This window comes from Mesorhizobium sp. L-8-10, from assembly GCF_016756635.1.
Taxonomy (GTDB): Bacteria; Pseudomonadota; Alphaproteobacteria; order Rhizobiales; family Rhizobiaceae.
The window spans coordinates 3,709,647-3,734,406 of sequence record NZ_AP023263.1 but is presented as its reverse complement, the minus strand read 5'-3'; the positions used below and the strand labels follow the sequence as shown (position 1 = coordinate 3,734,406).

Here is a 24,760-nt window from a genome sequence, read left to right as displayed (position 1 = left end):
TGACGGCTTCTCGTGTCGTTTTCGGTCATGCGGCTCCTCCCTTGGCGGCATCAAGAGCACAAAAAATCATTGTAGACAAGATGTATTTTCTGAGACTACAAAGAGCGAGATGTTATCTGGGATGCTTCGGACGAGACATGGTCAGACGGGAGGCGTTCAGTGAGTGACGACAACAGGAGCAGAAAGGCGGCCTGTCTGGAGGATCTGCGGCGGCGGATCCTCACCCAGGAACTTGAGCCCGGCAGCTATCTCGACGAGACAAGGATCTCCGAAGCTTACCGGATTTCCCGCCCGCCGCTGCGCGAGGTCCTGCGCCAGCTCGCGGGCGACGGCCATGTGGTGCTTCACGAAAATCGCGGCGCGCAGGTCGCGCCGATGACGCACAAGACGCTCAGGAATTTCTTCGTCGCCGCACCGATGATCTATGCCGCCGTGACGCGGTTGGCCGCCGAAAACGCGAAACCAAACCAGATCAAGCGGCTCAAGGACACGCAGCTACTCTTTCGCGCTGCGATCCGGGATGGTGATACGGCCGAGCGCGCGTTGATGAACGAGCGCTTCCACGCGATCATCGGCGAGATGGCGGACAACGAATTCCTGACGCCGAGCCTGCGCCGCCTGCTGATCGACCACACCCGGATCGGCATGACCTTTTACAACCTTCGCAACAGAGCGCTAGCCGAGCAGCGCGCGGTCGCCGCCGACCAGCACGACCAGTTCATCGCGCTGATCGAGGCAGGCGACGCCGATGCGGCCGCCGACCTTGCTATCTCGCATTGGGAGCTGTCGCGCGCCGAGATCGAAAGTTTTGTCACGCCCGCAAGCATCCAGATCCCGCTGGGCCGCGCACCGGGTGTCCAGGAGCAGAGAGGAGCCTCATGAAGTTCGAGGGCATCTACACGCCCGTCATCACGCCTCATCGTGAGGACGGCAGCATCGATCGCGGCGCCTTCGCCGCGATGATCGAATACCTGATCGCTTCCGGCGTTCACGGCATTATCAACGGCGGCTCGACCGGCGAGTATTACGCCCAGTCGATGGACGAGCGCGTCGAAATGGCAAAGCTCGCCAAGCAGGTGATCGCGGGCCGAGTGCCGCTGATCGTCGGCACCGTCGCGATCCGCCTGGCGGACTCAATCATGATGGCCGAGACGGCGGCCAGCATCGGCGCAGACGCCATCCTCGTCGGCTCGCCGCCCTATGCAGTTCCAACAGAGCGTGAAAACGCGCTCAACGCACTCGCCATCGACCGGGCCGCCAACCTGCCGATCATGCTCTACAACTATCCAGGTCGGATGGGCATCAACATGGGCGAGGAGTTCCTCAACCGCGTCGGCCGCAGCCGCAACTTCCGCGCCATCAAGGAAAGCTCGGGCGACATCAACCGCGTGCACCTTCTGGCGCGCGACTATCCGCATGTCCAGATGTCCTGCGGCATGGACGATCAGGCGCTGGAATTCTTCGCCTGGGGCGCGCGCTCCTGGGTCTGCGGCGGGTCGAACTTCCTGCCCGCCGAGCATATCGCCCTGTGGAAGGCTTGCGCGGTCGAGGGCGATTTCGACAAAGGACGCCGGATCATGTCGGCGCTGACGCCGCTCATGCGCGTCCTCGAACAGGGCGGCAAGTTCATCCAGTGCATCAAGCACGGCTGCGAGATGAACGGTCTTTTCGCCGGCCCGCCGCGCCCGCCACTGAAGGCGTTGAACAAGGATGACAAGCGATCCCTCGAGCAGGTTGTGTGCGTCCTCAAGCGAACTGTCGCCGCCATTGATGCCGAAACCACGTCCGTACTGAGAGCTGCCGAATGACCGATCTTCTGACAACCGAGGAATACAAGGCCATCGCCGCCGGGCTGAACCTGCCGAACGCCGCCTTCATCGACGGCGCGTTCCGCCCCGCGGCCTCCGGCAAGACCTTCACCAGCGTCAATCCCGCTACCGGCGAGGTCCTGGCCGAGATCTCCGCCTGTGGTCAGGAGGATGTGGACTTCGCAGTATCGAAAGCCCGTGAAGCGTTCGAGGACGGCCGCTGGTCGAAGCTGCACCCTGCCGCGCGCAAGGACGTACTGATCCGCCTGTGCACGCTGATGAAGCGCAATGCGCGCGAGCTTGCCGTCATGGAAAGCCTCGACAGCGGCAAGACCATCTACGACTGTGAAACCGTGGATGTTCCTGAATCGATCCACTGCATCAAGTGGCACGCCGAACTGATCGACAAGATCTACGATCAGGTCTCCCCGGCCTCGGACAACCACATCGCCATGGTGGTGCGCGAACCCGTCGGCGTGGTGGGGCTGGTGGTGCCTTGGAACTTCCCGCTTCTGATGATGGCCTGGAAAATCGCTCCGGCGTTGGCGGCAGGTTGCTCGATCGTACTGAAACCGGCTGCCGAGACCACGCTGACCGCGCTTCGCGTGGCCGAACTGGCATCCGAGGCCGGTTTGCCGCGCGGCGTGCTGAACGTCGTTACCGGTAGCGGCGCGGAGGTGGGCGAGCCCATCGGGCGGCACATGGGTATCGACATGGTCTCCTTCACCGGTTCGACCGTCACCGGCAAGCGCTTCCTGACCTATTCTGCCGAATCGAACGCGAAGGAAGTCGTGCTCGAAATGGGCGGCAAGAACCCGGCCATCGTCATGGACGATGCCGAAAACCTCGACCGTGTCGCGGCGCATATCGTCAATGGCGCCTTCTGGAACATGGGCGAGAACTGCTCGGCCTCCTCGCGGCTTATCGTCCACAGGCAGGTGAAGAAGGCGCTGCTCGAACGCATCGCCCACCATGTCAAGGAGTGGAACGTCGGCGATCCGCTGGACCCCGAGATCCGGGTGGGCGCGCTGGTGAGCAAGGCCCATTACGACAAGGTCTGCTCCTATCTGGAAAAGGCCGAAAAGCTGATCCTTGGCGGCAAGACCCAAAAGGGCGCCTTCGTCGAGCCGACCGTGGTCGAGGTGACGGGCAACGATTCCGTGCTGGCCCGCGAAGAGATCTTCGGCCCGGTGCTGTCGGTGATCGAGGTCTCCGGCTTCGACGAGGCCATCGCGATCGCCAACGACACGGAATATGGCCTCTGCGCCTCGATCTACACCGCCAATGCCAAACGCGCCATTCGCGGCGCCCGCAGCCTGCGGGCGGGCACGGTCACCGTGAACAGCTTCGGCGAGGGCGATATCACGACGCCGTTCGGTGGCTTCAAGCAGTCGGGCTTTGGCGGGCGCGACAACTCTATCCATGCTCACGACCAATATACCCAGCTGAAGACCATCTGGATCGACCTCAGCGACAATGCGGATGAGGCCGTGGATTGAGCAGCTATTCCGCCAGACGGCTGCCGGTCCAACTGGGGCCGGCAGCCTGGAACGCCATACTCGGGCCACAGGCTGCGGCCCGACCACTCGAAAGTGACAAGACCGCTGATTTCGCGGTGGTCGGGGCCGGCTTTGCCGGGCTCTCGGCAGCCCGGCGGCTCACCCAATTGCAACCCGGTGCACGCATCGTTGTGCTCGAGGCCGGGCGGGTGGCTGAAGGCTCTGCCGGGCGCAATTCCGGCTTCATGATCGACCTTCCGCACGATCTGGCCTCGGACGATTACGCCGGCTCAGGCGATGACCGGGCGCTGATTGCCCTCAACCGTCAGGCCATCGCATTTGCCCGTGCCGCGGTCGAGGAATACGGTATCGACCCGAATTACTTCGATCCCGTGGGCAAGGTGAACGGCGCCGCCAGCCCGGCAGCGCGGGCTCACAACAAAAGCTATGCGCAACATCTCGCCTCGCTCGGCGAATGCAGCGAAGAGCTGGATCCCCAGCAGATGCATGAGTTGACGGGATCGCGCCACTATATCTCGGGCCTCTACACGCCGGGCACCGTGATGCTGCAACCCGCCGGCTATATCCGGGGCCTTGGCGCGGGACTGGCGGCGCGAGGCGTCGACATCTACGAAAACAGCCCCGTCACCGGCTTCGAGCGGCAGGGTGACAGCTGGCGTGTCAGAACGCACAATAGCAGCGTCAGCACCCCGCGCGTGATCCTGACCGTGAACGGCCATCTGGGAAGTTTCGGCTTCGAGCGCGGGCGGCTGATGCAGCTGTTCCTTTATGCAGTGATGACGCCTGAACTGGACCGTGCGGCGCTAGCCAGGCTGGGCGGCAAGCCCCGTTGGGGGATCACGCCGTCGGACCCGATGGGCACCACCGTTCGCCGGATCGACACCGGCCAGGGCGGCAACCGCATCGTGACCCGGACCTGCGCCACCTTGCGGCCGAATACCGTGCCGACCCGAGCCGATCTCGACAGAGCTGCGAAGGTCATGCAGCGCAAGTTCGACCAGCGCTTTTCGCAACTGGCGGGGATGCGGATGGAACATGCCTGGGCCGGCCTTCTCTGCCTCACCCTCAACGGCGTCGCCGTCATGCGCGAAATCGAAAAGGGCGTCTATTCCGGCTGCGTCTGCAATGGTCTGGGGACCACCCGCAGCACACTCACCGGCATCGGCGCGGCCGAGCTTGCCTGCGGGGTGAGCAGTGCCATAACGGAGCATTTCACCGCAGAGGCGCGCCCCACACGCCTTCCGCCACAACCGTTCCTGCGGATCGGCGCCAATGCAATCCTGCGCTGGAAGGAATGGCGCGCACAGGACGAGTAGCCCGGCGCATGCCTGCGGCCCATTGCGCCCATGATAGCGCGGGCCTGGAAGCCGATCGTGGCCAGGTAGATTCCGAAGGGGCTGCGCAACCGGTGCCTTAAAATCCGCGCTGCCAAGCCAGATAGGGATTGCCGCCGCCCTTCTGGGTGAGCATGTCCGATCCGGGAGGGTAATATCCTACGCCGGTTATCGGAGCGTTCGCTCCCAGGCAGCCGGAAAGAACAAGCAAGGATAATATCATTAACCAGCGGTACATTTATTCTTCCATGACATGCTGCTGCAGCAACGTGGCTACCGTCCGTGAGCTTGTCTCAATTGACCGAACCACGCAGCCTCCGTGTAGGAGTGAACAATGCGCGAGAGGCCGTCAAGGGCTACCGCTCCATCGGTGGTAAATCGCGCTTCGCTCACTGCCGCTTATGCCGAGATCGTCGCAGCACCCAGACGGCGACGTCACCGGCCTCGCGATACGAGGCGCAACTCGGTTCTCCGATCTCGGGCATGGCGTCGATCGGCATGATGGAGTGGCCGCGTAGCTTGGCGAGGCGCTCTGCCGTCGGGATGAACCAGGATGCTGCGGTGCCGGCGTGAGGCTCAACAACGATCTGTTCTGCAACAATTGATTCTGTCGATAGCGCCTTGCCGCTACCGCGCGCGCCCCCATCCTTGTCGATAAACGCCAAGTGTGATCTCTTCTCTCGGGCGCATGAACCTCGCGCCCTCTGGGGGGATAAATGAACAACCCGAAAGTAACCGCGGCGATCAGCGGAGCCGTAGCGCTCTATCTCGCGTTTTCGATCTTTGGCGCAAGCGAGGCGCCCAGTTCGGCCTTGAGCACCATGAACTGGGTATTTCTTGTTCTGGCTCTCATCGCGTGCGTCGGTTCCATCTACAAAATAACGAAGGGCGGCTAGTCCGGCAATCTTGGCGTCTATTCTGATGGAGAGTGGAATGGCTGCGCGTTCTGCTTTTGCTGCCCTTGTTGCGCTTGTGGTTTTCGGGGCGACCTATCACGCGATGGCAGACGAGAAAATCCTTCGGGCAATGTCATCATTGATTTCGGCGGCTCCACCATCACAACCATTGCCCGGCAATATGGTCAACGGCAGCCTGGTAGTTGAGAACCGGTCGGATGCATCATCGTTCGTGGGAGTGTTTGCTCCCGGACCCGGGCTGTGCATCGTTCGTCTGCACAGCATAAGGCAGTCACAAAACGACTGGGCGGAATCCGGCACCATTGCGTTTGATTTCACAAAGATCAAACAGGTGCGCTGGCTGTCCGACACGGACGACCTTGCATCCGCGCCATCGCGGTCAACGGATGCCCCCGAAGTGCGAACCGTCGCCATCGATGCAGAAACGCCGTGGCTCTGCCGCGATATCGTCTATCTTGCGACGGCCAAGCCGGCGTTCGCATCGACCTGTTACAAAAGCTGGACGGTTGCTGTACCGACGCCTGCAGACAGGACCGCTGCGGCTAACGCGATCGAACTCGTCGAGAAATCCTGTGTCGCCACAAAGCAATAGCGAGGCGGCTGCGCGGCTTCTTGCCGAGATTGGCCTTCTCCCCAATACGGTGCCGCGGCGGCACGGTGAAGACCCATGCCGCCGCGGAGCCCCCTTGCCCGACATCAGACATGGTGGGAAACCGGCCAGGCCGACTCGCGTTCCGATGTCATGACGCCGTCACGCGATCTCAGCCGATGATCGGGCAGCTCGGCGAACGGCCGAACGTTACCCGGATGCGTTCGCCGCGCGAGCGGCCGCGGACGGTGATGGAGTGGCGGTTCACGTCCTCCACACGGGCGCGGCGCACGCCCATGCGCTCTGCCTTCCACAGCGCGCGATCGGGTGAGCAGCGATGGGCCCGCCAATCGCGGCGTTCGCGCCATTCATGGCGTTCGCGCCAGCGGTCGTCGCGCCAGTCGCGATAGCCGTCGCGCACCTCGACGCCCACGCCGCCGCCACCGAAATTGAGATAGAGCCCATCCGCCTGGGCGGGAGCGGCGGCGATGGCTCCGAGGCCGATGGCGATACCGAGCGCGGCGATCTTGAGTTTGCTGAGCATTCTTCTCTCCTGTTGGCGGATCGTTCGGGTCTTCCGCCGAAGCGATGGCCGCAAGATGGCATTGCCTGGCTGAACGGTTCGGGAACCGGCCGTTCATCTGGCGTTCATTCAGTCGAGCGGCGGCCGGATCGGTCGCAGCAGGATTTATTGAGGAAACGGGATCGTCAGGCCCTGGAAAGCTGCGCCTTCCAGGCGGCGAGATCGCGATATTCGGTGATGCGGGACATCAGCCCGTCGTCGATCTCGAAAAAAACGCCGGCAAGCAACGAATAGGATTGGCCGTTCGCGTCGGGAAAACCTTGCCGCGTCGAGACATAGCTGCCGCGCAAGGTAAATTCGGCCGCGGCGCGTCCTCCGCCCGGCGCAATCATCACGACCAGATCCGACGCCTGTTCGCGAAAGTGCCGGGCCCTCATGCCGAGATACCAGCGGAACTTGTCCTTGCCGATCTCCCGCCCCTGTTCTTCGGCATCGTGGGTCAGATCGTCGGCGACACAGGCGAGCATGCCGTCGTGATCGCCTGCGTTGAAGGCGCGGAAGTAGCGTTCGATCAATGCCCTGGCGGAAGTCTCGCTCATCCCGGTTCTCCTGTCGCAGCGCCGATGGCGGCTATGGCTCGAACTCGAGCATGTGGTCGAAATAGTCTTCCGGCTCGGCCAGATCGCTCTCGCAGGCCGTGACGCGGCCGCGGACCGAAATGCCGGCCTGGTGCACCGTCTCCGGACTTCCCGAAACCAGCCTGTGCCACCAGTAGAGATCCCTGCCTTCCGCCACCAGCCGATAGGCGCAGGTGCTCGGCAGCCAGCTGATCGTGCGCACATTCTGAGGCGTCAGCCGAACGCAGTCGGCGACCTTCTTCAGACGGTTGGCGTAGTCGGTGCAGCGGCAGGCGCCCGAATCGAACAGCCGGCAGGCCACCGTCGTCCAATAGATCTCGCCGGTATCCTCGTCCTCGAGCTTCGAGAGACAGCATTTGCCGCAGCCGTCGCAGAGTGATTCCCATTCCGTCGGGGTCATCTGCTCCAGTGTCTTGGTTTTCCAGAACGGCGCTTCCATGACAAGGGTTTGGCGCTTGCCATCCCTGGGGTCAAGCCCTTTGCGCTCCTCACGGCGAGCCGAGGCTTTCCGCCGCAATAGAGCCGGGAATTTGCCCAGCAAAGGCCGTATTGCGGCCGGCCAGGAACCAATTTGCCGTGTTGATGGTTCCCCCGGCGAAGGGGCCAGGAGAAAGCCGATGAAACGACAAACCCGGATTCTGGCAAGCACGGCGATCAGTCTTCTGATGGCCGGCGAAGCCTTTAGCGCGAGCCTGGCGAGCGCCCGTCAGGTTTCCACCACCTCCGGAGATGTGATCCTGGCGCAAGCCGAGAATCCGTCCGAGCAGCGTCAGCGCAGAAAACAGCAAGCTGAAGAAGCGCCCGAGGGCCGGGCGCCCGCCGAGGCCGGTGCGTCGGAAGAACAGCGGCCGCGCAAGAAGCAGCAGGCCGAGGAAGCCCCCGCACGCAGGGCCCCGGCCCAGGCCGAGGCGCCCGAGGAACAGCGGCCGCGCAAGAAGCAGCAAGCCGAGGAAGCTCCCGCACGCAGGGCACCGGCACATGCCGAGGCGCCCGACGAACAGCGGCCGCGCAAGAAGCAGCAGGCCGAGCAAGCTCCCGCACGCAGGGCACCGGCACAAGCCGAGGCGCCCGACGAACAGCGGCCGCGCAAGAAGCAGCAAGCCGAGGAGGCGCCCGCACGCAGGGCCCCGGCCCAGGCCGAAGCACCCGAGGAACAGCGGCCGCGCAAGAAGCAGCAAGCCGAGGAAGCCCCCGCACGCAGGGCACCGGCACAGGCCGAGGCGCCCGAGGAACAGCGGCCGCGCAAGAAGCAGCGAGCCGAAGAAGCACCAGCACGCAGGGCACCGGCACAGGCCGAGGCGCCCGACGAACAGCGGCCGCGTCGGAAGGAGCAGGCTGAGGAGACCCCCGCACGCAGGGCGCCGGCCGAGGCCGAAGTGCCCGAAGAGCAGCGTCCGCGTCGGAAGGAGCAGGCCAAGGAAGCGCCCGAGCGACGCGCGCCCGCCGAGGCTGAAGGCCAGCCGGAGGAGGTCCGGCCGGGCCGGCCGCAGCGTGCCTTGAGGGAACAGGCGCCGGAAGAGGCGCCTGCCGGCGAGCCGCCCGTCAGCGTCGGCGCGGAACGGCCGCAGGGCGAGGCCCCCGTGCTCGACAGCCGGAAGCGCCCAGAACGTCCGCCTGAGGACGGCGAACGTGCGCGCGAGCAGCCCCCGGAAAGCCCGGCCGAAGCGGCTCGCCCAGGCGAACCCGAGCAACCGCAGCAGCGTGAGCGTCAGGTCCGACGCGCGCCCCCGGAACGGCAGATCGAGCCGCCGACCGACGACGACGCAGCTCAGGCCGACATCCGCAGACCTGCCGAATTCGCGCCCGTCACCGAAGAGGAAGGCCGGCGCATCCGTCGGCGGCCGGAAGATCCGGTCCGGGAGCGGCCACGCGACGCGCGTGTGGTGCGCGAGATGGGCGACCGCGTGCTTCTCGAAGTCGACGACCAGATCTTCGTCGAGAGCAATGACCGGCCCCGGATCGCGCGCGACGCCCGCGAAGTCTATTACGAGGAACTGCCGAGAGGCAGGACCCGCGAGGTGATCGTGCGCCCCGACGGCACGCGCATCGTGACGATCCGCGACCGCTACGGCGACGTCATACGCCGATCGAGGATCGCTCAGGACGATCGCGAATATGTGCTCGTTTATGTGGAGGACGAATATTACGACCGCGTCGGCGAATGGCGCGATCCCGGTCTCGACTTGCCGCCGCTGGAACTCACGATCCCCGTGGAGGAATACATCCTCGACGCCGAATATGTGGAGGACCCCGAAGTCTACTACACTTTCCTCGAACAACCGCCGGTGGAGCGCGTGGAGCGCTATTATTCGATCGATGAGGTGAAACGTTCGGCGCGCATCCGCGACAAGGTCAGGCGCATCGATCTCGACACGATCACCTTCGACTTCGGCTCGGCCTCGATCCCCGAGAGCGAGATCACGCGGCTTGAAGGCGTGGCACAGGCGATGGAACGGCTGTTGCAGGAGAACCCTGCAGAAACCTTCCTGATCGAGGGGCACACCGACGCTGTCGGCTCGAACCTCGCCAATCTCGCTTTGTCGGACCGCCGGGCCGAAGCCGTCGCCGAGGCGCTCACCAACGTCTTTGCGATCCCGCCGGAGAATCTGGCGCCCCAGGGTTATGGCGAACAGTATCTGAAGGTGGACACGCAGGCACCGGAGCGTGAGAACCGCCGCGTCGCCATCCGCCGGATCACGCCGCTGGTGGCACCTGTCGCCAGCGCGCAATAAATGCCGTTTCGCCACGGAAGCGCCGCAGAGCGCTGCTAGGAGGCAGCTTCCCTGCCCCGTCCCCCGGCCCGGGGGATGGGCACTGGCCCGGCCGGTGTAGCCGCCGGCCGGGCTGCCTTTTTCCTTGCGTCGACCAGCCTTCCGCTGACATAGGGTGCGCGTCGCTCACCCGGAACCGATGCATGAAACGTCTCGAACTCCTGATCGAATCCATCATCCTCGCCTCGCGCTGGCTGCTGGTGGCCTTCTATCTCGGCCTGGGCCTCGCCTTGGCGGTCTATGCCGTCACCTTCGGCAAGAAGCTCTTCGAATTCACCACGTCGGCCTTCACGCTGGCCGATGCCGACACCATCCTGAAGATGCTCGGGCTGATCGACGCCGCGCTGGTGGCCAGCCTCGTCGTGATGGTGATCATCTCCGGCTACGAGAATTTCGTCAGCCGCTTCGATGAACACGAGGGGGAAGTCCACTGGCTCGGAACGATCGATGTCGGCTCGCTCAAGATCAAGGTCGCCTCGACGATCGTCGCCATCTCCTCGATCCACCTGCTCCAGGTCTTCCTCAACCACGCAAGCTTCACGACGACGCAGCTCATGTGGCTGACCATCATGCATCTGGCTTTTGTCGTGTCGGCACTGATGCTGGCCTATATCGACAGGCTGACCGGGCTTGCGAAGAGCGCCAAGAAGGGCTCGGCGGGACCAGACCTGTAGGGTGTCAAACGCGCCGCGGGAAACGATCCATTCACTCTTCCGTTCCCGCCTTTACGCGTCGGCGCTGCCTGAGACGGACACGCCGAATCCAGTCCGATGGGCCGCCCCTCGGGGCGAACCAAGTCGTTCTGCCTCGGGCTGACATTCGGGGCCGCCGGGCGCGCCCGGGACTTGCTCGACGGGCGAGCCGGCGCCGGCCCGCTACAGCGTGCTGCGTGAAAACGGAGGCTTCTGTGAGGTCCGCTCCCAGACCAGCGCGACCGTTGCGCCCGCGGACCTCACAGAAGCCTCCGGATTCACACAAACACGCTGCAGGTTTTTGATTTGACGCGTGTCTTTGTCCCGAAACCGGTACCCACTTTCGGGAGACATGCTTTAGCCGAATGCCTTCGCGACCTTCGTCGGCACCTTCTCGAACACCTCGTCGGGCACGAAGAAGTCGGCGCCGAGCGGGCCCTTCGCGTCGGGTGCATAGACGGAGAAGTCGGTTACACCGGCCTCGCGCAGCACCAGTTCGTCGATGAAGAAATTGCCCGTGCACTCCCGCGACGGCCTGGTGAGAACGGCATGGGCCGCATCGGCCATGATCTCGGGCAAACGGCTCATGGCCGCAAGGCCGGCGCCGCCGAGAAGGTTGCGCACGGCGGCCGTGTCGATAGCCGTCAGCGGCCACAACGAGTTGACGGCGATGCCGTCCTTGGCGAATTCCGCGCTCATGCCCAGCGTGCACATGGACATGCCGAACTTGGCCATCGTGTAGGCGACGTGGTTCTTGAACCATTTCGCTTCCATGTCGAGCGGCGGCGCCAGATTCAGGATGTGAGGGTTCTTCGCTAACTTCAGGTGCGGAATACACATTTTCGACACGAGGAATGTTCCGCGCGTGTTGATCTGATGCATGAGGTCGTAACGCTTCATGTCGGTTTCGAGCGTGCCGGTGAGCTGGATCGCGCTGGCATTGTTGATGCAGATGTCGATGCCGCCGAAGGTCTCGACGGTCTTGCTCACGGCCTCCGCCACCTGGCTCTCGTCGCGTATGTCGCAGATCACCGGGAGCGCCTTGCCGCCCGCCTTCTCGATCTCTTCCGCAGCGGTGTAGATCGTTCCGGGCAGCTTCGGATGCGGCTCCGCCGTCTTGGCCGCGATCGTCACATTGGCGCCGTCACGCGCGGCCCGCAACGCGATGGCGAGGCCGATGCCGCGCGAACCGCCTGAAATGAACAGCGTCTTGCCTTCGAGCGACATGGCAGCCTCCTCCTTCTCTTCCTGAACCGGCATCGATCCTCGCGCGACCGGCGGCCATGCGCAAGGGCGGTGCAAGATCATATGCCCGGGAACTTCGTTACACTCGCCGCGGAATTTGCGAGCTTGCCAGCCGCCACGCAAGACGCTCATCTGTCCGCATGGCGAACCCTTTGCAGATGCCGGAGGAACCATGTCCGAGCTCGACCTGCCCCTGGTGATCGGTGCACCCGCGCCGCGCTCGCTCGACCTCGTCTTCGGCGACGCGGCGCGTGAAAGGCTCCACCGGAACTACGCGGTCGTCGAGGCCGATCCGGCTGAAATCGGCGCTCTCGACCCACAGCACCTTGCCGCCTCGCGCTACATCATCGGGCAACCGCCCTTGTCCGCAGAAACGCTTGCCCGCATGACGTCGCTGCGCGCCATCTTCAACGTCGAGACAAACCTCCTCGACAACATGCCTTATGAAGTTCTCTTCCAGCGCGGCATCCATGTGCTGACGACAGGCGCGGTGTTCGCCGAACCGGTCGCCGAGCTCGGCCTCGCTCTCGCCCTCAGCCTGGCACGTGGCGTCGTCGATGCCGATATCGCCTTCAGGAAGGGCGAGGAACTCTGGGGCGGCGACGGCAACCGCAGGGCCCGGCTGCTCTCGGGTTCCGATATCGGCATCATCGGCTTCGGCGACCTCGGCAAGGCGCTGAACCGCCTGTTGTCGGGCTTCCGTGCCAATGTCAGGGTGTTCGATCCATGGCTGCCGCCGTCGCTGCTTGCCGAGCACGGCGTACGGCCGGCGTCGCTCGACGAGGTCCTGTCGCAAAGCGATTTCATCTTCGTGGTCGCATCGGTGACCAGCGACAACGAGGGCTTCCTCGGCGCCGAGGCCTTTGCGCGCATGCGCCGGGGTGCCGCCTTCATCCTGCTGAGCCGGGCCGGCGTGGTGGATTTCCCGGCGCTGCTGGCCGCCGTCGAGCACGGTCATATCCAGGCCGCGAGCGATGTCTTCCCCGAAGAGCCGCTTCCGCTCGACCACCCCGTGCGGGCAATGCCCGGCTTCCTGCGCTCCGCCCATCGCGCGGGCGCGCTCGACGTCGCGTTCAAGCGCATGGGCGACATGGTGCTGGAGGATATGGAACTGATGGACCGCGGCCTTCCGCCGATGCGCTGCAAGCGGGCCGAGCGCGAGACAGTGTCGCGCATGCGTTCCAGACCGGTCGACCGGAACTGACACGCGCCTGCCGCCAAGGGGAACGCAGGCCGTTGACCGAAGCCGGTGCCGTTGCTGATATGTGTTCTGTAATTGGAGACAGTCATGCGGATCGCCGTCATCGCCGACATCCACGGCAACATTCTCGCCCTCGAGGCGGTGCTCCACGATCTCGCCAGGCGTGGCGGTGCCGACCTCGTTGTCAATCTTGGCGACTGCGTCTCCGGTCCGCTCTGGCCTCGGGAAACAGCGGAAAGGCTGGAAAAGCTGGCCTTCCCGACCGTGCGTGGCAACCATGACCGTCGCGTCGCGTCCGATCCGCTTGCCGAGATGGGACCGTGGGACCGGTTTGCCCATGACCAGCTGACGCCGATGCAGCGCGCTGCACTTCTTGCCTTGCCGACGACCCTCGTCGTTGCGCCTGGTGTTCTGGCCTTCCATGCCCGGCCCGATCACGACGAGCGCTATCTCACCGAAGCGATCGAAGACGGACGGCTCGTGCGTGCGCCGCTCGCCGTGATCGGCAAGCGGCTGAAGCGCCTGGAGCCGGCACACCGCATTCTGCTGTGCGGCCACAGCCACCGGACGGAACTGCTGAAGCTGCCCGACGGTCCCGTCCTTTTCAATCCGGGCAGCGTCGGCTGTCCGGCCTATGACGACCCAGACGAGCCCGCCCATGTTTCCGAACAGGGCTCGCCGCATGCCCGCTACGGGCTCGTCGAAATAGAGGACGCCGACGACCGTTTCGAGGCGATCGCCGTTGCCTACGACCATGAAGCCGCCGCCCGCCGCGCGGAAGAAAGTGGGAGGCCGGAATGGGCGCACGGTCTCAGGACCGGATTCATGCCGGCGAAGGTGTAGCCGCGTCCTGCTACCCGCGCTGCTCGGTCCCCTGCCCCTTGGAGAAGTTTCCGACGGCCTGCCTCATGGCGCGCCAGACGCCTTCGTCATCGAGTTTCTGCAGCGGATAATAGGTCATGCTGAAGAAACTGATCGCCCCGACCTTGCGCCACCAGGCCGGTGCGCGCTCGACATCGAGGCTCACGCGATGATGAAGCTCGCCCCGGCCGAAACTGCCGTCTGCGAGATCCGCCCGTGCATATAAGGTGTGAAGCGGCGTGCCGTCGTCGGCCACCAGCACGGCGGCGGCGCCGAAGCGGCGGTCGCCCAGCTTCTCCCGCGCGGTGAAATCGAACTGGATGGTCCCCTGCCCGTCCTCATCGACGCGCATGAAGGCCGAGCCCTCCGCGTCTTTTCCGTAACGCCATCGGAAGGTGAACCTCTCCGGCCCTTGAACCGACTGCACGACATTGTTGTAGGGCGGAGGCAGCGACCGGAAGGCGACGAGATCGCCCGTGGCTTTCTCGATCTCCACGACCATGTGACGGGGATTGTCCCGGTCGGGATAGAGAAGCCAGGCCGCGGCCGGCCCTGCCGCGAGCATGTCGGCGGCGAACATAAGGGCACAGAACAGCGCGCTGCGCATGGGCAACCCATCCTTCGCTGGCAATCATCCCAGACAAGGAGCCTTGCTTCAAGCAACCGCGCGGCGATCACTCCGCCGGCGCGACGGCAACCGGCGAAGGACGGCTGACCCAGAGCATTACCAGCGCTGCCAGCGGGAAGGCGGCAGCCACGAGGCCCAGATCGGAGGGCGTCGCATATTCCAGGATGCGCCCGCCGACGACGGTGCCGAGCGCAATGCCGAAATAGAGCGCCGAGGCGTTGAGCGAGAGCGTCAGATGCGCGAGATCCGGCGCATAGCCGACGATGCGGCTCGCCTGGGCCGGCGGAAATGCCCAGCCGACAATTCCCCAGGGCACCATAAGGGCGATCAGAAGCGGCCCCGACACATCGTGCGGGAAGAGTTTGAGGACCAGCGCGAGCACGATGCAGATCGCCGTCGACATCAGCAGGGACAGAACCACCATGCGCGTCGCCCCGATGCGGTCGGCCACATAGCCGCTGGCCATGTTGCCGATGACCGCGCCGACGCCGAAGGCCAGCAACATGGCAGGCATCGCCAGACCGGGAAGGCCGGCACCGTCGATGGCGAGCGGCGCGAGATAGGAAATGATGGTGAAGCCGCCCGTCAGGTAAAGCAACGTGACGAGCAGCGACGGCAGGATGCCCGGGCGGCCGATGGCGGTCAGCCTTTCCCTGAGCGTGAGGCTGGTGCCCCGCACCCCGTGCGGCAGACGCATCCACAGGATCGCCGCGCAGGCGAAGCCCAGCAAGGCAATCGAAAGGAACGCACCTCGCCAGCCCCACAACGCGGCGATCAGCGAACCGGCCGGAGCCCCGAGCGCCACGGCGAAGGTCGTACCGCCGACGACCACGGCGATGGCCCGCGCGCGATGGTCCGGCCCGGCCAGCGCGACCGCCGTCGCCTGGGCGGTCGCAGCGAAGAGCCCGGCCGCCATTCCCATCAGGATCTGCGCGGCGAGCAGCGTCTCGAATGACGAGCTCAGCGCGGCGCCCGCATTGCCCGCGACGAAGAACAGCATCGTCACGGCCAGAACGCGCCGCCTGTCGATGGCTCCCGCGAGCGCCGAAAGGACCGGCGCGCCGACAGCGTAGGACAGCGAGAAGGCGGTGATGAGATAGCCGGCATGGGGAACGGAAATATGGGCGTCCCTGGCGATCGCCGGCAGCAGGCTCGAAAAGACGAAGCCCACCGTGCTCATCGCGAACGACCCGACCGCCAGCCAGACGAGGCGTCTGTCCATGGCACGCTCCTTAGTTCAATAATCATTGAACAATTGAACTTGATCGCCCGCCATGTCAATATGCCGTCGTCCGCCTCCCGACAGCCTCCTGTCAGCAGGAGCCGCTGTCGGAGGGGGCGCAGGTCTGTTGAGAGTACGAGCCATGTCGCTGCAGCATCCGACCATCGATCAGATCAGCCTGCCCAATGTGCTCGCCGTGCTTGGCGATGCGACGCGGCTGGCCGTCGTCCGCTATCTCGCGCGCAACGAAGACGTGCCGATGAATTGCGGCCAGTTCCTCGACTTCAGCTCGAAGACCAATCTCAGCTACCATCTCGCCAAGCTTCGCGAGGCCGGCATCACCCGCACCGAGATCGTCGGCACCAGCCGCCTCATCACCTTGCGGCGAGCCGAACTCGATCAGCGTTTTCCCGGACTGCTCGACAGCGTGATCGCGGCGGCGGACGACATCCCGATGCCTGCCCCCGAAATGGGCTAGCCAGCGGCCGTTCCGGGCGCGTCCGGCGCATAGCGTTCCAGCGTGCCTGTGAAGATCGCGGTCAGGGCGGCGACGGCCTCCTCGCGTGTGATACGGCCGGCAGCGGCATCCTGGGAAAGCATCTCCCCAGCCCCAAGCAGCCCGGCCAGGATCGCGTCGCCGTTGCTGTCGGGCAGGTCGAGATAGGGCGACAGCGCGCGTCGATACTCGGCCATATGGCCCTCCCGCAGCGACTGGCGATACTCGGCCATCTCCTCGGTGGCCGCGAGCGCGGCGAAGGCTGCACCTACCTCCGGCCCCATGGACAGCGCGCAGTCGAGATAGGCAGCGCTGAGGATGGCGACCACGTCGCGAAGCGAATTGCCGCCGGCAGCAAGTGCGGCGCGCTGCGCCTGCGTCTGCTCTTCGTCATAGACGCCGCAGAGCGCCATCAGCAGGCCCGCCCTTGTGCCGAAATGCTCATAGGCGATCGGCTTGCTGACGCCTGCCCGTTCGGCGAGACGGCCAAGCGTCAGGGAATCCGTCCCCTCCTCGCGCATGATCGAACGCGCGGTCTCCAGCAACTGCTCGCGACGATCGGCCTTCGCCAGCTTTTTCATCCTCGGTCCGCTCATCTGGAACGGTCTCTCATTTTTTTGAAGCGGCCGCTTGAACGCGGCAATCGCCAACACATATTACCATTAGTAACTTACTGACAGTAACTTACTCAAGTTAGGCGCCCTCAATATAGGAGAAAGCCGTGACAATTGAAGCCCGCGATCTCCACCTCATGGAACCGCGACATGTCCCGGCGATCCGGCGAGCGCCGAGCCCCTTTCAACCCCAACATCACTTTCGACAGGAGTCCTGAAATGACGACCAATAGACATAAGCCGGTGCTGATCATCGGCGGTTCGGGCATCGTCGGATCGACGGCCGCGAGGACACTGCGCCAGCTCTATCCCGAGTTGCCCATCACCATCGGCGGGCGCGACCTCGCCAAGGCAGAGGCTGTAGCGAAAGAAATCGGCAACGCCCGCGGTGCCGCCATCGATCTCGACCGCATTGATCTCGGCCTACCGGCCGGCGACTCTTTTGGCGCGGTCGTCCCCTTCCTGAAGGACGAGACCCTGAATTCCCTGAAATATGCACAGGCGACGGGAGCCGGTTACCTCAGCATCTCTTCGGGCGTCTTCGAGCTCGGGCCTGAGACCGCCTTCTATATCCACAAGCCCACGGCCGTGCCTGTCGTCATGGCAAGCAGCTGGCTCGCCGGCGTCGCGACCTTCCCGACGCTACGTTTCGCCAAGGAGTTCAGCCGCATCGACAGGATCGAGATCACCGCCGTGCTCGACGAGCAAGACATGGGCGGCCCGGCTGCTGCTGCCGATTTCGAGCGCCTGACCAGGACGGCGCCTCGGGCGCTCATCGTGAAGGACGGCAAGTTCGTCTGGGCGGCCGACGAGGACGCCTCGCGCACCGTCGTCACCGTCGACGGCGTGGAGACCAGGGCGATCGGCTATTCGCCTTTCGACGTGCTGAGCCTCGCGGCGGCGACCGATGCGAAGTCGATCCGCTTCGACCTGATCTATGGCGAGTCCGCCAACCGACGCCGGGGCGAGCATTTCTCGACGGAGACGATCATCGAGATCACAGGCGAGAACAAGGATGGAAGGACGGGATTGAGCCGCTACGAACTCGTCCATCCGCGCGGCCAGGCGCCGGTCACGGCCGTGGGCGTCACGCTCGGCATCGAGCGGCTGCTCGGACTCGACGGCAAGGCTCCGGCCGCTCCCGGCCTCTATCTTCCAGAGGTGCTGATCGACCCCGATCATGCGGTCAGGCGCTTCCAGGAGTTCGGCCTGCTCATTGCCGAGAAGTAGCATCCTTCCACGAAAGGCGGGCCCTGCATTGTCATGGCCCGCCGCCCCTTTCGGCGCCTACCGCCATCGCGCTGTCGCAGCGCAGGAAAATCGTCCGACTGGGGGTTACATCGCCCTTCGGCTTCCCCTATAAGGCGCGCCTAGCCAGAAGACAGAATCCCCTCTTGCGCACCGGCCGGGCAAGCCCGTCCCGGGTTTTCGCGCGAGGCCCGAACGGACGAGCGCAGACATGCCGAAACGCACCGATATCAAGTCGATCCTGATCATCGGGGCCGGTCCGATCGTGATCGGCCAGGCCTGCGAATTCGATTACTCCGGCACGCAGGCCTGCAAGGCGTTGAAGGCCGAGGGCTACCGGGTCATCCTGGTCAACTCCAACCCCGCCACGATCATGACCGATCCGGAGCTGGCCGACGCCACCTATATCGAGCCGATCACGCCAGAAGTCGTGGCCAAGATCATCGCCAAGGAACGTCCGGACGCGCTGCTGCCGACCATGGGCGGCCAGACCGCGCTCAACACGGCGCTGTCGCTCCGGCGCATGGGCGTGCTCGACCGCTACAATGTCGAGATGATCGGCGCCGACGCACACGCCATCGACAAGGCCGAGGACCGGGCGCTGTTCCGCGAGGCGATGCACAAGATCGGCCTGGAGACGCCGCGCTCCATGCTCGCCAACGCCACGGATGTGAAGGACGCCGACCGCAAGAAGCACGAGGCCGAGCGCGCCGCGCTGAAGGCGGAGAAGCCGGAAAATCTCGACGCCGCGCTCGACGCGCTGGAGACCCAGTGGAATCTCGGCGAAGGCGACCGCAAGCAGCGCTACATGTCGCATGCCATGGCCGTGGCCGCCCAGGCGCTCGACCATGTCGGACTGCCGGCGATCATCCGCCCCTCCTTCACGCTCGGCGGCACCGGCGGCGGCATCGCCTTCAACCGCTCCGAGTTCTTCGAGATCGTCGAGCGCGGGCTCGACGCCTCGCCGACGACCGAGGTGCTGATCGAGGAGAGCGTGCTTGGCTGGAAGGAATATGAGATGGAGGTCGTCCGCGACAAGGCGGACAACTGCATCATCATATGCTCGATCGAGAACATCGACCCGATGGGCGTGCATACGGGCGATTCCATCACCGTCGCCCCTGCCCTCACCCTGACGGACAAGGAATACCAGATCATGCGCAACGCCTCGATCGCGGTGCTGCGCGAGATCGGGGTGGAGACCGGCGGCTCGAACGTGCAGTTCGCGGTCAACCCCGACAACGGCCGCCTCGTCGTCATCGAGATGAATCCGCGCGTGTCGCGCTCTTCCGCGCTGGCCTCCAAGGCGACGGGCTTCCCCATCGCCAAGATCGCGGCCAAGCTGGCGGTCGGCTACACGCTCGACGAACTGGAGAACGACATCACCGGCGGCGCCACTCCGGCCTCCTTCGAGCCCTCGATCGACTATGTCGTCACCAAGATCCCGCGCTTCGCCTTCGAGAAGTTCCCCGGCGCCGAGCCGGTGCTGTCCACCGCCATGAAGTCGGTCGGCGAGGTCATGGCGATCGGCCGCACCTTCCAGGAATCGCTGCAGAAGGCGCTGCGCGGCCTGGAGACCGGCCTCACCGGCCTCGACGAGATCGAGATCCCCGGCCTCGGCCATGGCGAGGACAAGAACGCCATCCGTGCGGCCCTCGGCACGCCGACGCCGGACCGGCTGCGCATGGTCGCGCAGGCGATCCGCATGGGCACCTCGCTCGAAGAGGTCCATCAGATGTGCCGGATCGACCCCTGGTTCCTGGAGCAGATCGGCGGCATCATCGCCATGGAGGCCCGCATCCGCGAGCACGGCCTGCCCGAGGATGCGGCCAATCTGAGGATGCTGAAGGCGATGGGCTTCTCCGACGCGCGGCTCGCCTCGCTCACCGGCAAGGACGCCGAAGACGTCGTGAAGCTCCGCGCCGGGCTCGACGTCCATCCCGTCTACAAGCGCATCGACACCTGCGCGGCCGAGTTCGCCTCGCCGACCGCCTATATGTACTCGACCTACGAGGTGCCCTTCGCGGGCAGGCTGGCCGACGAGGCCAAGGTCTCGGACCGCAAGAAGGTCGTCATCCTCGGCGGCGGACCGAACCGTATCGGCCAGGGCATCGAGTTCGACTATTGCTGCTGCCATGCCGCCTTCGCGCTGCGCGAGGCGGACTATGAAGCCATCATGGTCAATTGCAATCCGGAGACCGTCTCCACCGACTACGACACCTCCGACAGGCTCTATTTCGAGCCGCTCACGGCGGAGGACGTGCTGGAGATCCTGCGGGCGGAACAGGCGGCCGGCACGCTGCACGGCGTCATCGTGCAGTTCGGCGGCCAGACCCCGCTGAAGCTCGCCGACGCGCTGGAGAAGGCCGGTATCCCGATCCTCGGCACCTCACCCGACGCGATCGACCTCGCCGAGGACCGCGACCGGTTCCAGAAGCTGCTGCAGAAGCTTTCGCTCACCCAGCCGAAGAACGGCATCGCCTATTCCGTCGAGCAGGCGCGGCTGGTGGCCGCCGAGCTGGGCTTCCCGCTGGTGGTGCGCCCCTCCTATGTGCTGGGCGGCCGCGCCATGCAGATCATCCACGACGAAAGCATGCTGCAGTCCTACCTGCTCGACACCGTGCCGGGCCTCGTGCCGGAGGACATCAAGCAGAAATACCCGAACGACAAGACTGGCCAGATCAACACGCTGCTCGGCAAGAACCCGCTTCTGTTCGACACCTATCTGTCGGGCGCCATCGAGGTCGACGTCGACTGCCTGTGCGACGGGAAGAACACCTATGTCTCCGGTATCATGGAACATATCGAGGAGGCCGGCATCCATTCCGGCGACAGCGCCTGCTCGCTGCCGGTCTATTCGCTCGACGACGGCCTCGTCGACGAACTCGAACGGCAGACGGCCGCGCTCGCCCGCGCGCTCCATGTCGGCGGCCTCATGAACGTGCAATATGCGATCAAGGACGGAACGATCTTCGTGCTCGAGGTCAATCCGCGCGCCAGCCGCACCGTGCCCTTCGTGGCCAAGACCATCGGCCGCCCGATCGCCAAGATCGCGGCCCGCATCATGGCCGGCGAGAGCCTCGACGAAGCCTTCGCCCACTACGGCGACAAGCCGAACCCGCGCGCGCCCGGCCATATCGCGGTCAAGGAAGCCGTGTTCCCCTTCGCCCGCTTCCCCGGCGTCGACATCCTGCTCGGCCCGGAGATGAAGTCGACCGGCGAGGTGATGGGCCTCGACCGCGATTTCGCGCTCGCCTTCGCCAAGAGCCAGCTCGGCGCCGGCGTCGACCTGCCGCGTTCCGGCACGCTGTTCGTCTCGGTGCGCGACGCCGACAAGGCGGGCGTGCTGCCGTCGGTCAAGCGTCTGGCAGGTCTCGGCTTCAGGATCCTCGCGACATCAGGGACGGCGCGTTTCCTCAAGGAGAACGGCGTCGAAGCGGAGAAGATCAACAAGGTGCTGGAGGGCCGTCCACACATCGAGGACGCGATCCGCAACCGCCAGGTCCAGATCGTCTTCAACACGACGGACGGCCAGAAGGCGGTGTCGGATTCCAAATCGCTGCGCCGCGCGACCCTGATGCAGAAGGTGCCCTATTACACGACGATGGCAGGTGCTGCCGCCGTGGCCGAAGCGATCGCCGCGCTCAAGGCGGGCAGCCTCGAGGTCAGGCCGCTGCAGGAATATGTGTAGGTGACAGAACGGCGCCAGGCACGGCGCCGCCACGGCTGGTTACGAACAGCCGCTTAAGTTACCGCCATGCACTCGATCTCCAGATCGAACTCCATCGGCCATGACGCCACCGGGACGAAGGTCCGTGCCGGCGGGTTTTCCGGGAAGTGCTTCGCATAGACGCGGTTGATGGCTCCATAGAAGCCGGCATTGGCGGCATAGATGCGAACCATGAGCACATTGTCGGGCGAGGTGCCGGCCGCGGCCAGGCAGTGCTTCAGTGCGATCAGCGATGCTTCTGTCTGGGCTTCGATGTCGCCCCGGACCAGCTTGCCGGTGGTGATGTCGAGCGGCGGAATTCCCGACACGAACACCAGCCCCGCCCCTTTCGTCACCAGCGACAGCGGCACCCCCATGGCACGGACGGCAGCCGAGAGCACCGGCACCTCGACGATTTCCTTTTTCATGGTGTTTGCCTCCCTTGCCGCTATTCGGCCGCCGGCACAGGGCAGCTCATGTCGCCCTCCTCGCAGGCGAGATAGGCTCTCAGCTGTTCGATGCGATCGTTGGTCAGCGTCGTCTTGCAGTTGGCGAAGACAAGGGGAAAGATGCTGCCTTGCGCCGCGCCCGATGTCTGGAAGGTGCATTCCGCGTCTCGGAATAGGATCCAGGCGCGCTGGGTCTCGACGAGCAGCCTCTTTGTGTCGGCGTCCTTGCCGAGCCGTCTCTGGATATCCCTGAAATCCGCATTGAGTTCGCGGTCCGCGGCTTCGAACACCTTCGCCGCGCACCGGTTGAGCTCCATCTGGCTGGAACTGTCGTTGCATTCCTGCGCCAGCGCCGTTCCCGACAGGAACGGAGCGGCCACCACTATCGAGGCGAGGGAAAGCCGCATCGTCTTCTCCCGTTTCGCGACTGGAGTCGCTCGGGGAACGAGCATAATGTTTCAGGTTGTGGAGCGGCAAGCCGGTAGCGAACAGTAAGCCCCGGACTGGAGACCATGAGCGAAGACGTCACATCAGGCCATGACGAGGAGATCGACCTGCGATGCCCGCAAGTGGTCGCGGACAACGCCGCCAGAGGGCTGGAACTGCGTGCACGGTTCAGGCGCGGTGGGACCGGAATCGGCGTGGCGCGGGCCGAGGAACTGAAGCGCCGCGCGAAGCTCTCGCCATCGACGATCCGGCGGATGGTCAGCTTCTTCGCCCGTCACGAGGTCGACAAGCGCGCGAAGAACTTCGGCAATGAGGACAATCCCTCGGCCGGCTATGTCGCCTGGCTGATGTGGGGCGGAGACGAAGGCCGCGCATGGGCGGTGGAATTGAAGAAAAGGATCGGCAACGCGCCTGATGTCTGACCGGTCGATGCTCGCTGGAACTGATCGGTCGCAGGCTCAGATCCTGCGCCGGCGGCGGTCGGTGCCGAGGCCGGTTTCGTCGAGCAGTCCCTTCCGTTTGGCGTCGTAATAGTAGCCGCGGGCATAATAGCGCACCGCGAGGTCGTGGTTGCCGTCTGCCACGAGGAACGCGCCGCGCAGATATTTGACCGCATATTTGAGATTGGTCTCGGCATCGAGCAGGCCGCGCGCCGTGCCCTGATAGCCCATGCCGCGGGCCGTGGCGTGCTTGATCTGCATCAGCCCCCAATGGCCGTTGTTGTGGGCTCCGGGGAAGAAATTGCTTTCGCGCTTCACGACGCGGCGGACGAGTTCCACCGGCACCTCGTAGAGCGCGGCATATTGCAGGATCAGTTGGTCGACCTCGCCGCGTCCTGGACCGGGCCCGTCTTCCGTCACAGTCTCCACCAACGAGGCGGTGACGACGGGCGCTGGGGCCGAGGCAGCCGCCGCTGCAGCAGGCGCCGCCGCCACAGCCGGAGCGGGGGCAATCGGGCTAGCCGCAGCGAGTGCGCTGGCCGAGGGTGTGGAGCCCGCATAGGATGCCGTCGCCACGGCCGGTTCGGCCAACGCCGACGTCTCGCCGGTCGCCGCCGCCAGTGCCGTAAGGGCGCTTCCGTCGGACAGAGACGGGATCACCTCGACCGTCTCGGGCAAAGCCAGATTGAAGGTCGAAGCGGTGTCGATGTTGCTCGACGTGGTGCAGCCCGAGACCAGCGCCGGCCCCAGCAGGAGCCCCGCCAAAAGCAGTCCCGGCATCTTTCGCTGCATCGATTGCAAGAGGCGTCTATCCCCGGTTGAGCCCGTCCGTTGAAGCATGTCTCCCGAAAGTGGGAACCGGTTTCGGGACAAAGACATGCGCAAGAACAAACAGCTAAAGCGCGTAAAGCGAATTTGAAAGATCGCGACGCGCTTTAGCTGTGCTTTAACCGACGCTGCCCGTTTCGGCAATCGGGCCCGACGCTCTTTCGCGACCGCAGGATGTTACCGCATCCGACCCCGGATTGGATCGCTGCTTCAGACGACGATCCGACCGCTCACCTGATATGGCTCATCTCATAGCATTTCAGTATCTGGCAGGCCCTGGTGTCGCTGGTCGGAACAAAGGCCGCCTTGGGGACTTCGGTCCCTTCGCAATAGCCGCCATGGTAGACATAGCGGTCATAAAGCGGCGGTCCGCCGGCGCGTCCGTAGCGCAATATGGCCGCGCCATCCTGCCGCAACACCGCCCGGACTTCCGCGCAGCTCATGGTCAGCGTGTTGTAGCGCGAGATCGCCCACGCATCGAACGACAATGTCGACAATGCCAGTGCCAGAACGATCGTCCCCCGCATCTCCACCTCCATCTCTCTGCCCGGCCATAGCCTGCCTCACATGACAGAACGCG

Annotated in this window: 26 protein-coding genes; 14 read left to right on the top strand and 12 right to left on the bottom strand. The window is 64.8% G+C overall.

What is annotated here, in order from left to right; all coding sequences use genetic code 11:
- Window positions 1–159 precede the first annotated feature (159 nt).
- The 4 genes from JN280_RS17340 (at window position 160) to JN280_RS17325 (ending at window position 4,644) form a co-directional block, all read left to right on the top strand.
- The gene (locus tag JN280_RS17340) at window positions 160–882 is read left to right on the top strand and encodes a GntR family transcriptional regulator (RefSeq protein ID WP_202313829.1); all 723 of its coding nucleotides are present in this window, start codon (window positions 160–162) and stop codon (window positions 880–882) included.
- Window positions 879–1,808, top strand: coding sequence for a dihydrodipicolinate synthase family protein (locus tag JN280_RS17335; protein WP_202313827.1), 930 nt, complete (start codon window positions 879–881; stop codon window positions 1,806–1,808). Before JN280_RS17340 ends, JN280_RS17335 begins: the two co-directional genes overlap by 4 nt.
- Complete coding sequence (locus JN280_RS17330; RefSeq protein WP_202313825.1) at window positions 1,805–3,307, top strand: aldehyde dehydrogenase; 1,503 nt, start codon at window positions 1,805–1,807, stop codon at window positions 3,305–3,307. Before JN280_RS17335 ends, JN280_RS17330 begins: the two co-directional genes overlap by 4 nt.
- Before the next feature lie 116 nt (window positions 3,308–3,423).
- Complete coding sequence (locus JN280_RS17325; protein WP_244743369.1) at window positions 3,424–4,644, top strand: NAD(P)/FAD-dependent oxidoreductase; 1,221 nt, start codon at window positions 3,424–3,426, stop codon at window positions 4,642–4,644.
- Window positions 4,645–5,051: 407 nt separating this feature from the next.
- Here the strand turns inward: JN280_RS17325 and JN280_RS17320 are convergent, their stop codons facing one another.
- Entirely contained in the window at window positions 5,052–5,327 is a 276-nt protein-coding gene (locus tag JN280_RS17320) for a hypothetical protein (RefSeq protein ID WP_202313820.1), read from the bottom strand.
- 51 nt (window positions 5,328–5,378) lie between these two features.
- Here JN280_RS17320 and JN280_RS17315 point away from each other — a divergent pair, with 51 nt between their 5' ends.
- Both JN280_RS17315 and JN280_RS17310 read left to right on the top strand, forming a co-directional pair.
- Window positions 5,379–5,558, top strand: coding sequence for a hypothetical protein (locus tag JN280_RS17315; protein ID WP_202313818.1), 180 nt, complete (start codon window positions 5,379–5,381; stop codon window positions 5,556–5,558).
- A 37-nt stretch (window positions 5,559–5,595) separates the two neighbouring features.
- Window positions 5,596–6,171 (top strand): hypothetical protein, encoded by a 576-nt coding sequence (locus JN280_RS17310; RefSeq protein ID WP_202313817.1) that lies wholly within the window; start codon window positions 5,596–5,598, stop codon window positions 6,169–6,171.
- Between the two features lie 169 nt (window positions 6,172–6,340).
- Here JN280_RS17310 and JN280_RS17305 read toward each other — a convergent pair whose 3' ends face one another.
- The 3 genes from JN280_RS17305 to JN280_RS17295 all read right to left on the bottom strand — a co-directional run bounded on the left by JN280_RS17305 (window position 6,341) and on the right by JN280_RS17295 (window position 7,768).
- Entirely contained in the window at window positions 6,341–6,712 is a 372-nt protein-coding gene (locus JN280_RS17305) for a hypothetical protein (protein ID WP_202313816.1), read from the bottom strand.
- Window positions 6,713–6,876: 164 nt separating this feature from the next.
- A complete protein-coding gene (locus tag JN280_RS17300; protein WP_202313815.1) occupies window positions 6,877–7,290 on the bottom strand; it encodes a ketosteroid isomerase-related protein in 414 nt (137 codons plus the stop codon).
- Between the two features lie 31 nt (window positions 7,291–7,321).
- Entirely contained in the window at window positions 7,322–7,768 is a 447-nt protein-coding gene (locus tag JN280_RS17295; RefSeq protein ID WP_202313814.1) for a YcgN family cysteine cluster protein, read from the bottom strand.
- 178 nt (window positions 7,769–7,946) lie between these two features.
- Between JN280_RS17295 and JN280_RS17290 the strand changes: the two genes are divergently transcribed.
- Together JN280_RS17290 and JN280_RS17285 are read left to right on the top strand one after the other, a co-directional pair.
- Window positions 7,947–10,061 carry an OmpA family protein gene (locus JN280_RS17290; protein WP_202313813.1) on the top strand — a complete coding sequence of 705 codons (2,115 nt, stop codon included), beginning with the start codon at window positions 7,947–7,949 and terminating at the stop codon, window positions 10,059–10,061.
- Window positions 10,062–10,243: 182 nt separating this feature from the next.
- On the top strand, window positions 10,244–10,774 hold the full coding sequence (locus JN280_RS17285; protein WP_202313812.1) for a TIGR00645 family protein: 531 nt from the start codon (window positions 10,244–10,246) through the stop codon (window positions 10,772–10,774).
- Window positions 10,775–11,149: 375 nt separating this feature from the next.
- On the opposite strand, the gene JN280_RS17280 is transcribed toward JN280_RS17285, so the two are convergent.
- Window positions 11,150–12,019 (bottom strand): SDR family oxidoreductase, encoded by an 870-nt coding sequence (locus JN280_RS17280; RefSeq protein ID WP_202314818.1) that lies wholly within the window; start codon window positions 12,017–12,019, stop codon window positions 11,150–11,152.
- A 190-nt stretch (window positions 12,020–12,209) separates the two neighbouring features.
- Between JN280_RS17280 and JN280_RS17275 the strand changes: the two genes are divergently transcribed.
- Together JN280_RS17275 and JN280_RS17270 are read left to right on the top strand one after the other, a co-directional pair.
- The gene (locus tag JN280_RS17275; protein ID WP_202313811.1) at window positions 12,210–13,241 is read left to right on the top strand and encodes a hydroxyacid dehydrogenase; all 1,032 of its coding nucleotides are present in this window, start codon (window positions 12,210–12,212) and stop codon (window positions 13,239–13,241) included.
- A gap of 84 nt (window positions 13,242–13,325) precedes the next feature.
- Window positions 13,326–14,081 (top strand): metallophosphoesterase family protein, encoded by a 756-nt coding sequence (locus JN280_RS17270; RefSeq protein WP_202313810.1) that lies wholly within the window; start codon window positions 13,326–13,328, stop codon window positions 14,079–14,081.
- Window positions 14,082–14,091: 10 nt separating this feature from the next.
- Here JN280_RS17270 and JN280_RS17265 read toward each other — a convergent pair whose 3' ends face one another.
- Together JN280_RS17265 and JN280_RS17260 are read right to left on the bottom strand one after the other, a co-directional pair.
- Window positions 14,092–14,706, bottom strand: a complete 615-nt coding sequence (locus JN280_RS17265) for a hypothetical protein (protein WP_202313809.1) — start codon at window positions 14,704–14,706, stop codon at window positions 14,092–14,094.
- A 67-nt stretch (window positions 14,707–14,773) separates the two neighbouring features.
- Window positions 14,774–15,949, bottom strand: coding sequence for an MFS transporter (locus JN280_RS17260; protein ID WP_202313808.1), 1,176 nt, complete (start codon window positions 15,947–15,949; stop codon window positions 14,774–14,776).
- Between the two features lie 142 nt (window positions 15,950–16,091).
- Here JN280_RS17260 and JN280_RS17255 point away from each other — a divergent pair, with 142 nt between their 5' ends.
- Window positions 16,092–16,427 carry an ArsR/SmtB family transcription factor gene (locus tag JN280_RS17255; protein WP_202313806.1) on the top strand — a complete coding sequence of 112 codons (336 nt, stop codon included), beginning with the start codon at window positions 16,092–16,094 and terminating at the stop codon, window positions 16,425–16,427.
- On the opposite strand, the gene JN280_RS17250 is transcribed toward JN280_RS17255, so the two are convergent.
- Window positions 16,424–17,041 carry a TetR/AcrR family transcriptional regulator gene (locus JN280_RS17250; protein WP_244743367.1) on the bottom strand — a complete coding sequence of 206 codons (618 nt, stop codon included), beginning with the start codon at window positions 17,039–17,041 and terminating at the stop codon, window positions 16,424–16,426. The genes JN280_RS17255 and JN280_RS17250 overlap by 4 nt on opposite strands.
- 237 nt (window positions 17,042–17,278) lie before the next feature.
- On the opposite strand from JN280_RS17250, the gene JN280_RS17245 reads away from it, so the two are divergent.
- Together JN280_RS17245 and carB are read left to right on the top strand one after the other, a co-directional pair.
- Window positions 17,279–18,289 carry an NAD(P)-dependent oxidoreductase gene (locus tag JN280_RS17245; RefSeq protein ID WP_202313804.1) on the top strand — a complete coding sequence of 337 codons (1,011 nt, stop codon included), beginning with the start codon at window positions 17,279–17,281 and terminating at the stop codon, window positions 18,287–18,289.
- 229 nt (window positions 18,290–18,518) lie between these two features.
- Window positions 18,519–21,998, top strand: a complete 3,480-nt coding sequence (gene carB, locus JN280_RS17240; RefSeq protein ID WP_202313802.1) for a carbamoyl-phosphate synthase large subunit — start codon at window positions 18,519–18,521, stop codon at window positions 21,996–21,998.
- A 53-nt stretch (window positions 21,999–22,051) separates the two neighbouring features.
- On the opposite strand, the gene JN280_RS17235 is transcribed toward carB, so the two are convergent.
- On the bottom strand, window positions 22,052–22,444 hold the full coding sequence (locus JN280_RS17235) for a RidA family protein (protein WP_202313800.1): 393 nt from the start codon (window positions 22,442–22,444) through the stop codon (window positions 22,052–22,054).
- Between the two features lie 20 nt (window positions 22,445–22,464).
- Complete coding sequence (locus tag JN280_RS17230) at window positions 22,465–22,872, bottom strand: lysozyme inhibitor LprI family protein (protein ID WP_202313798.1); 408 nt, start codon at window positions 22,870–22,872, stop codon at window positions 22,465–22,467.
- Between the two features lie 105 nt (window positions 22,873–22,977).
- On the opposite strand from JN280_RS17230, the gene JN280_RS17225 reads away from it, so the two are divergent.
- The gene (locus tag JN280_RS17225; RefSeq protein WP_202313796.1) at window positions 22,978–23,334 is read left to right on the top strand and encodes a hypothetical protein; all 357 of its coding nucleotides are present in this window, start codon (window positions 22,978–22,980) and stop codon (window positions 23,332–23,334) included.
- Between the two features lie 36 nt (window positions 23,335–23,370).
- On the opposite strand, the gene JN280_RS17220 is transcribed toward JN280_RS17225, so the two are convergent.
- Complete coding sequence (locus JN280_RS17220) at window positions 23,371–24,132, bottom strand: lytic transglycosylase domain-containing protein (RefSeq protein ID WP_202313794.1); 762 nt, start codon at window positions 24,130–24,132, stop codon at window positions 23,371–23,373.
- A gap of 278 nt (window positions 24,133–24,410) precedes the next feature.
- On the bottom strand, window positions 24,411–24,707 hold the full coding sequence (locus JN280_RS17215) for a hypothetical protein (protein ID WP_202313792.1): 297 nt from the start codon (window positions 24,705–24,707) through the stop codon (window positions 24,411–24,413).
- Window positions 24,708–24,760: the final 53 nt, after the last annotated feature.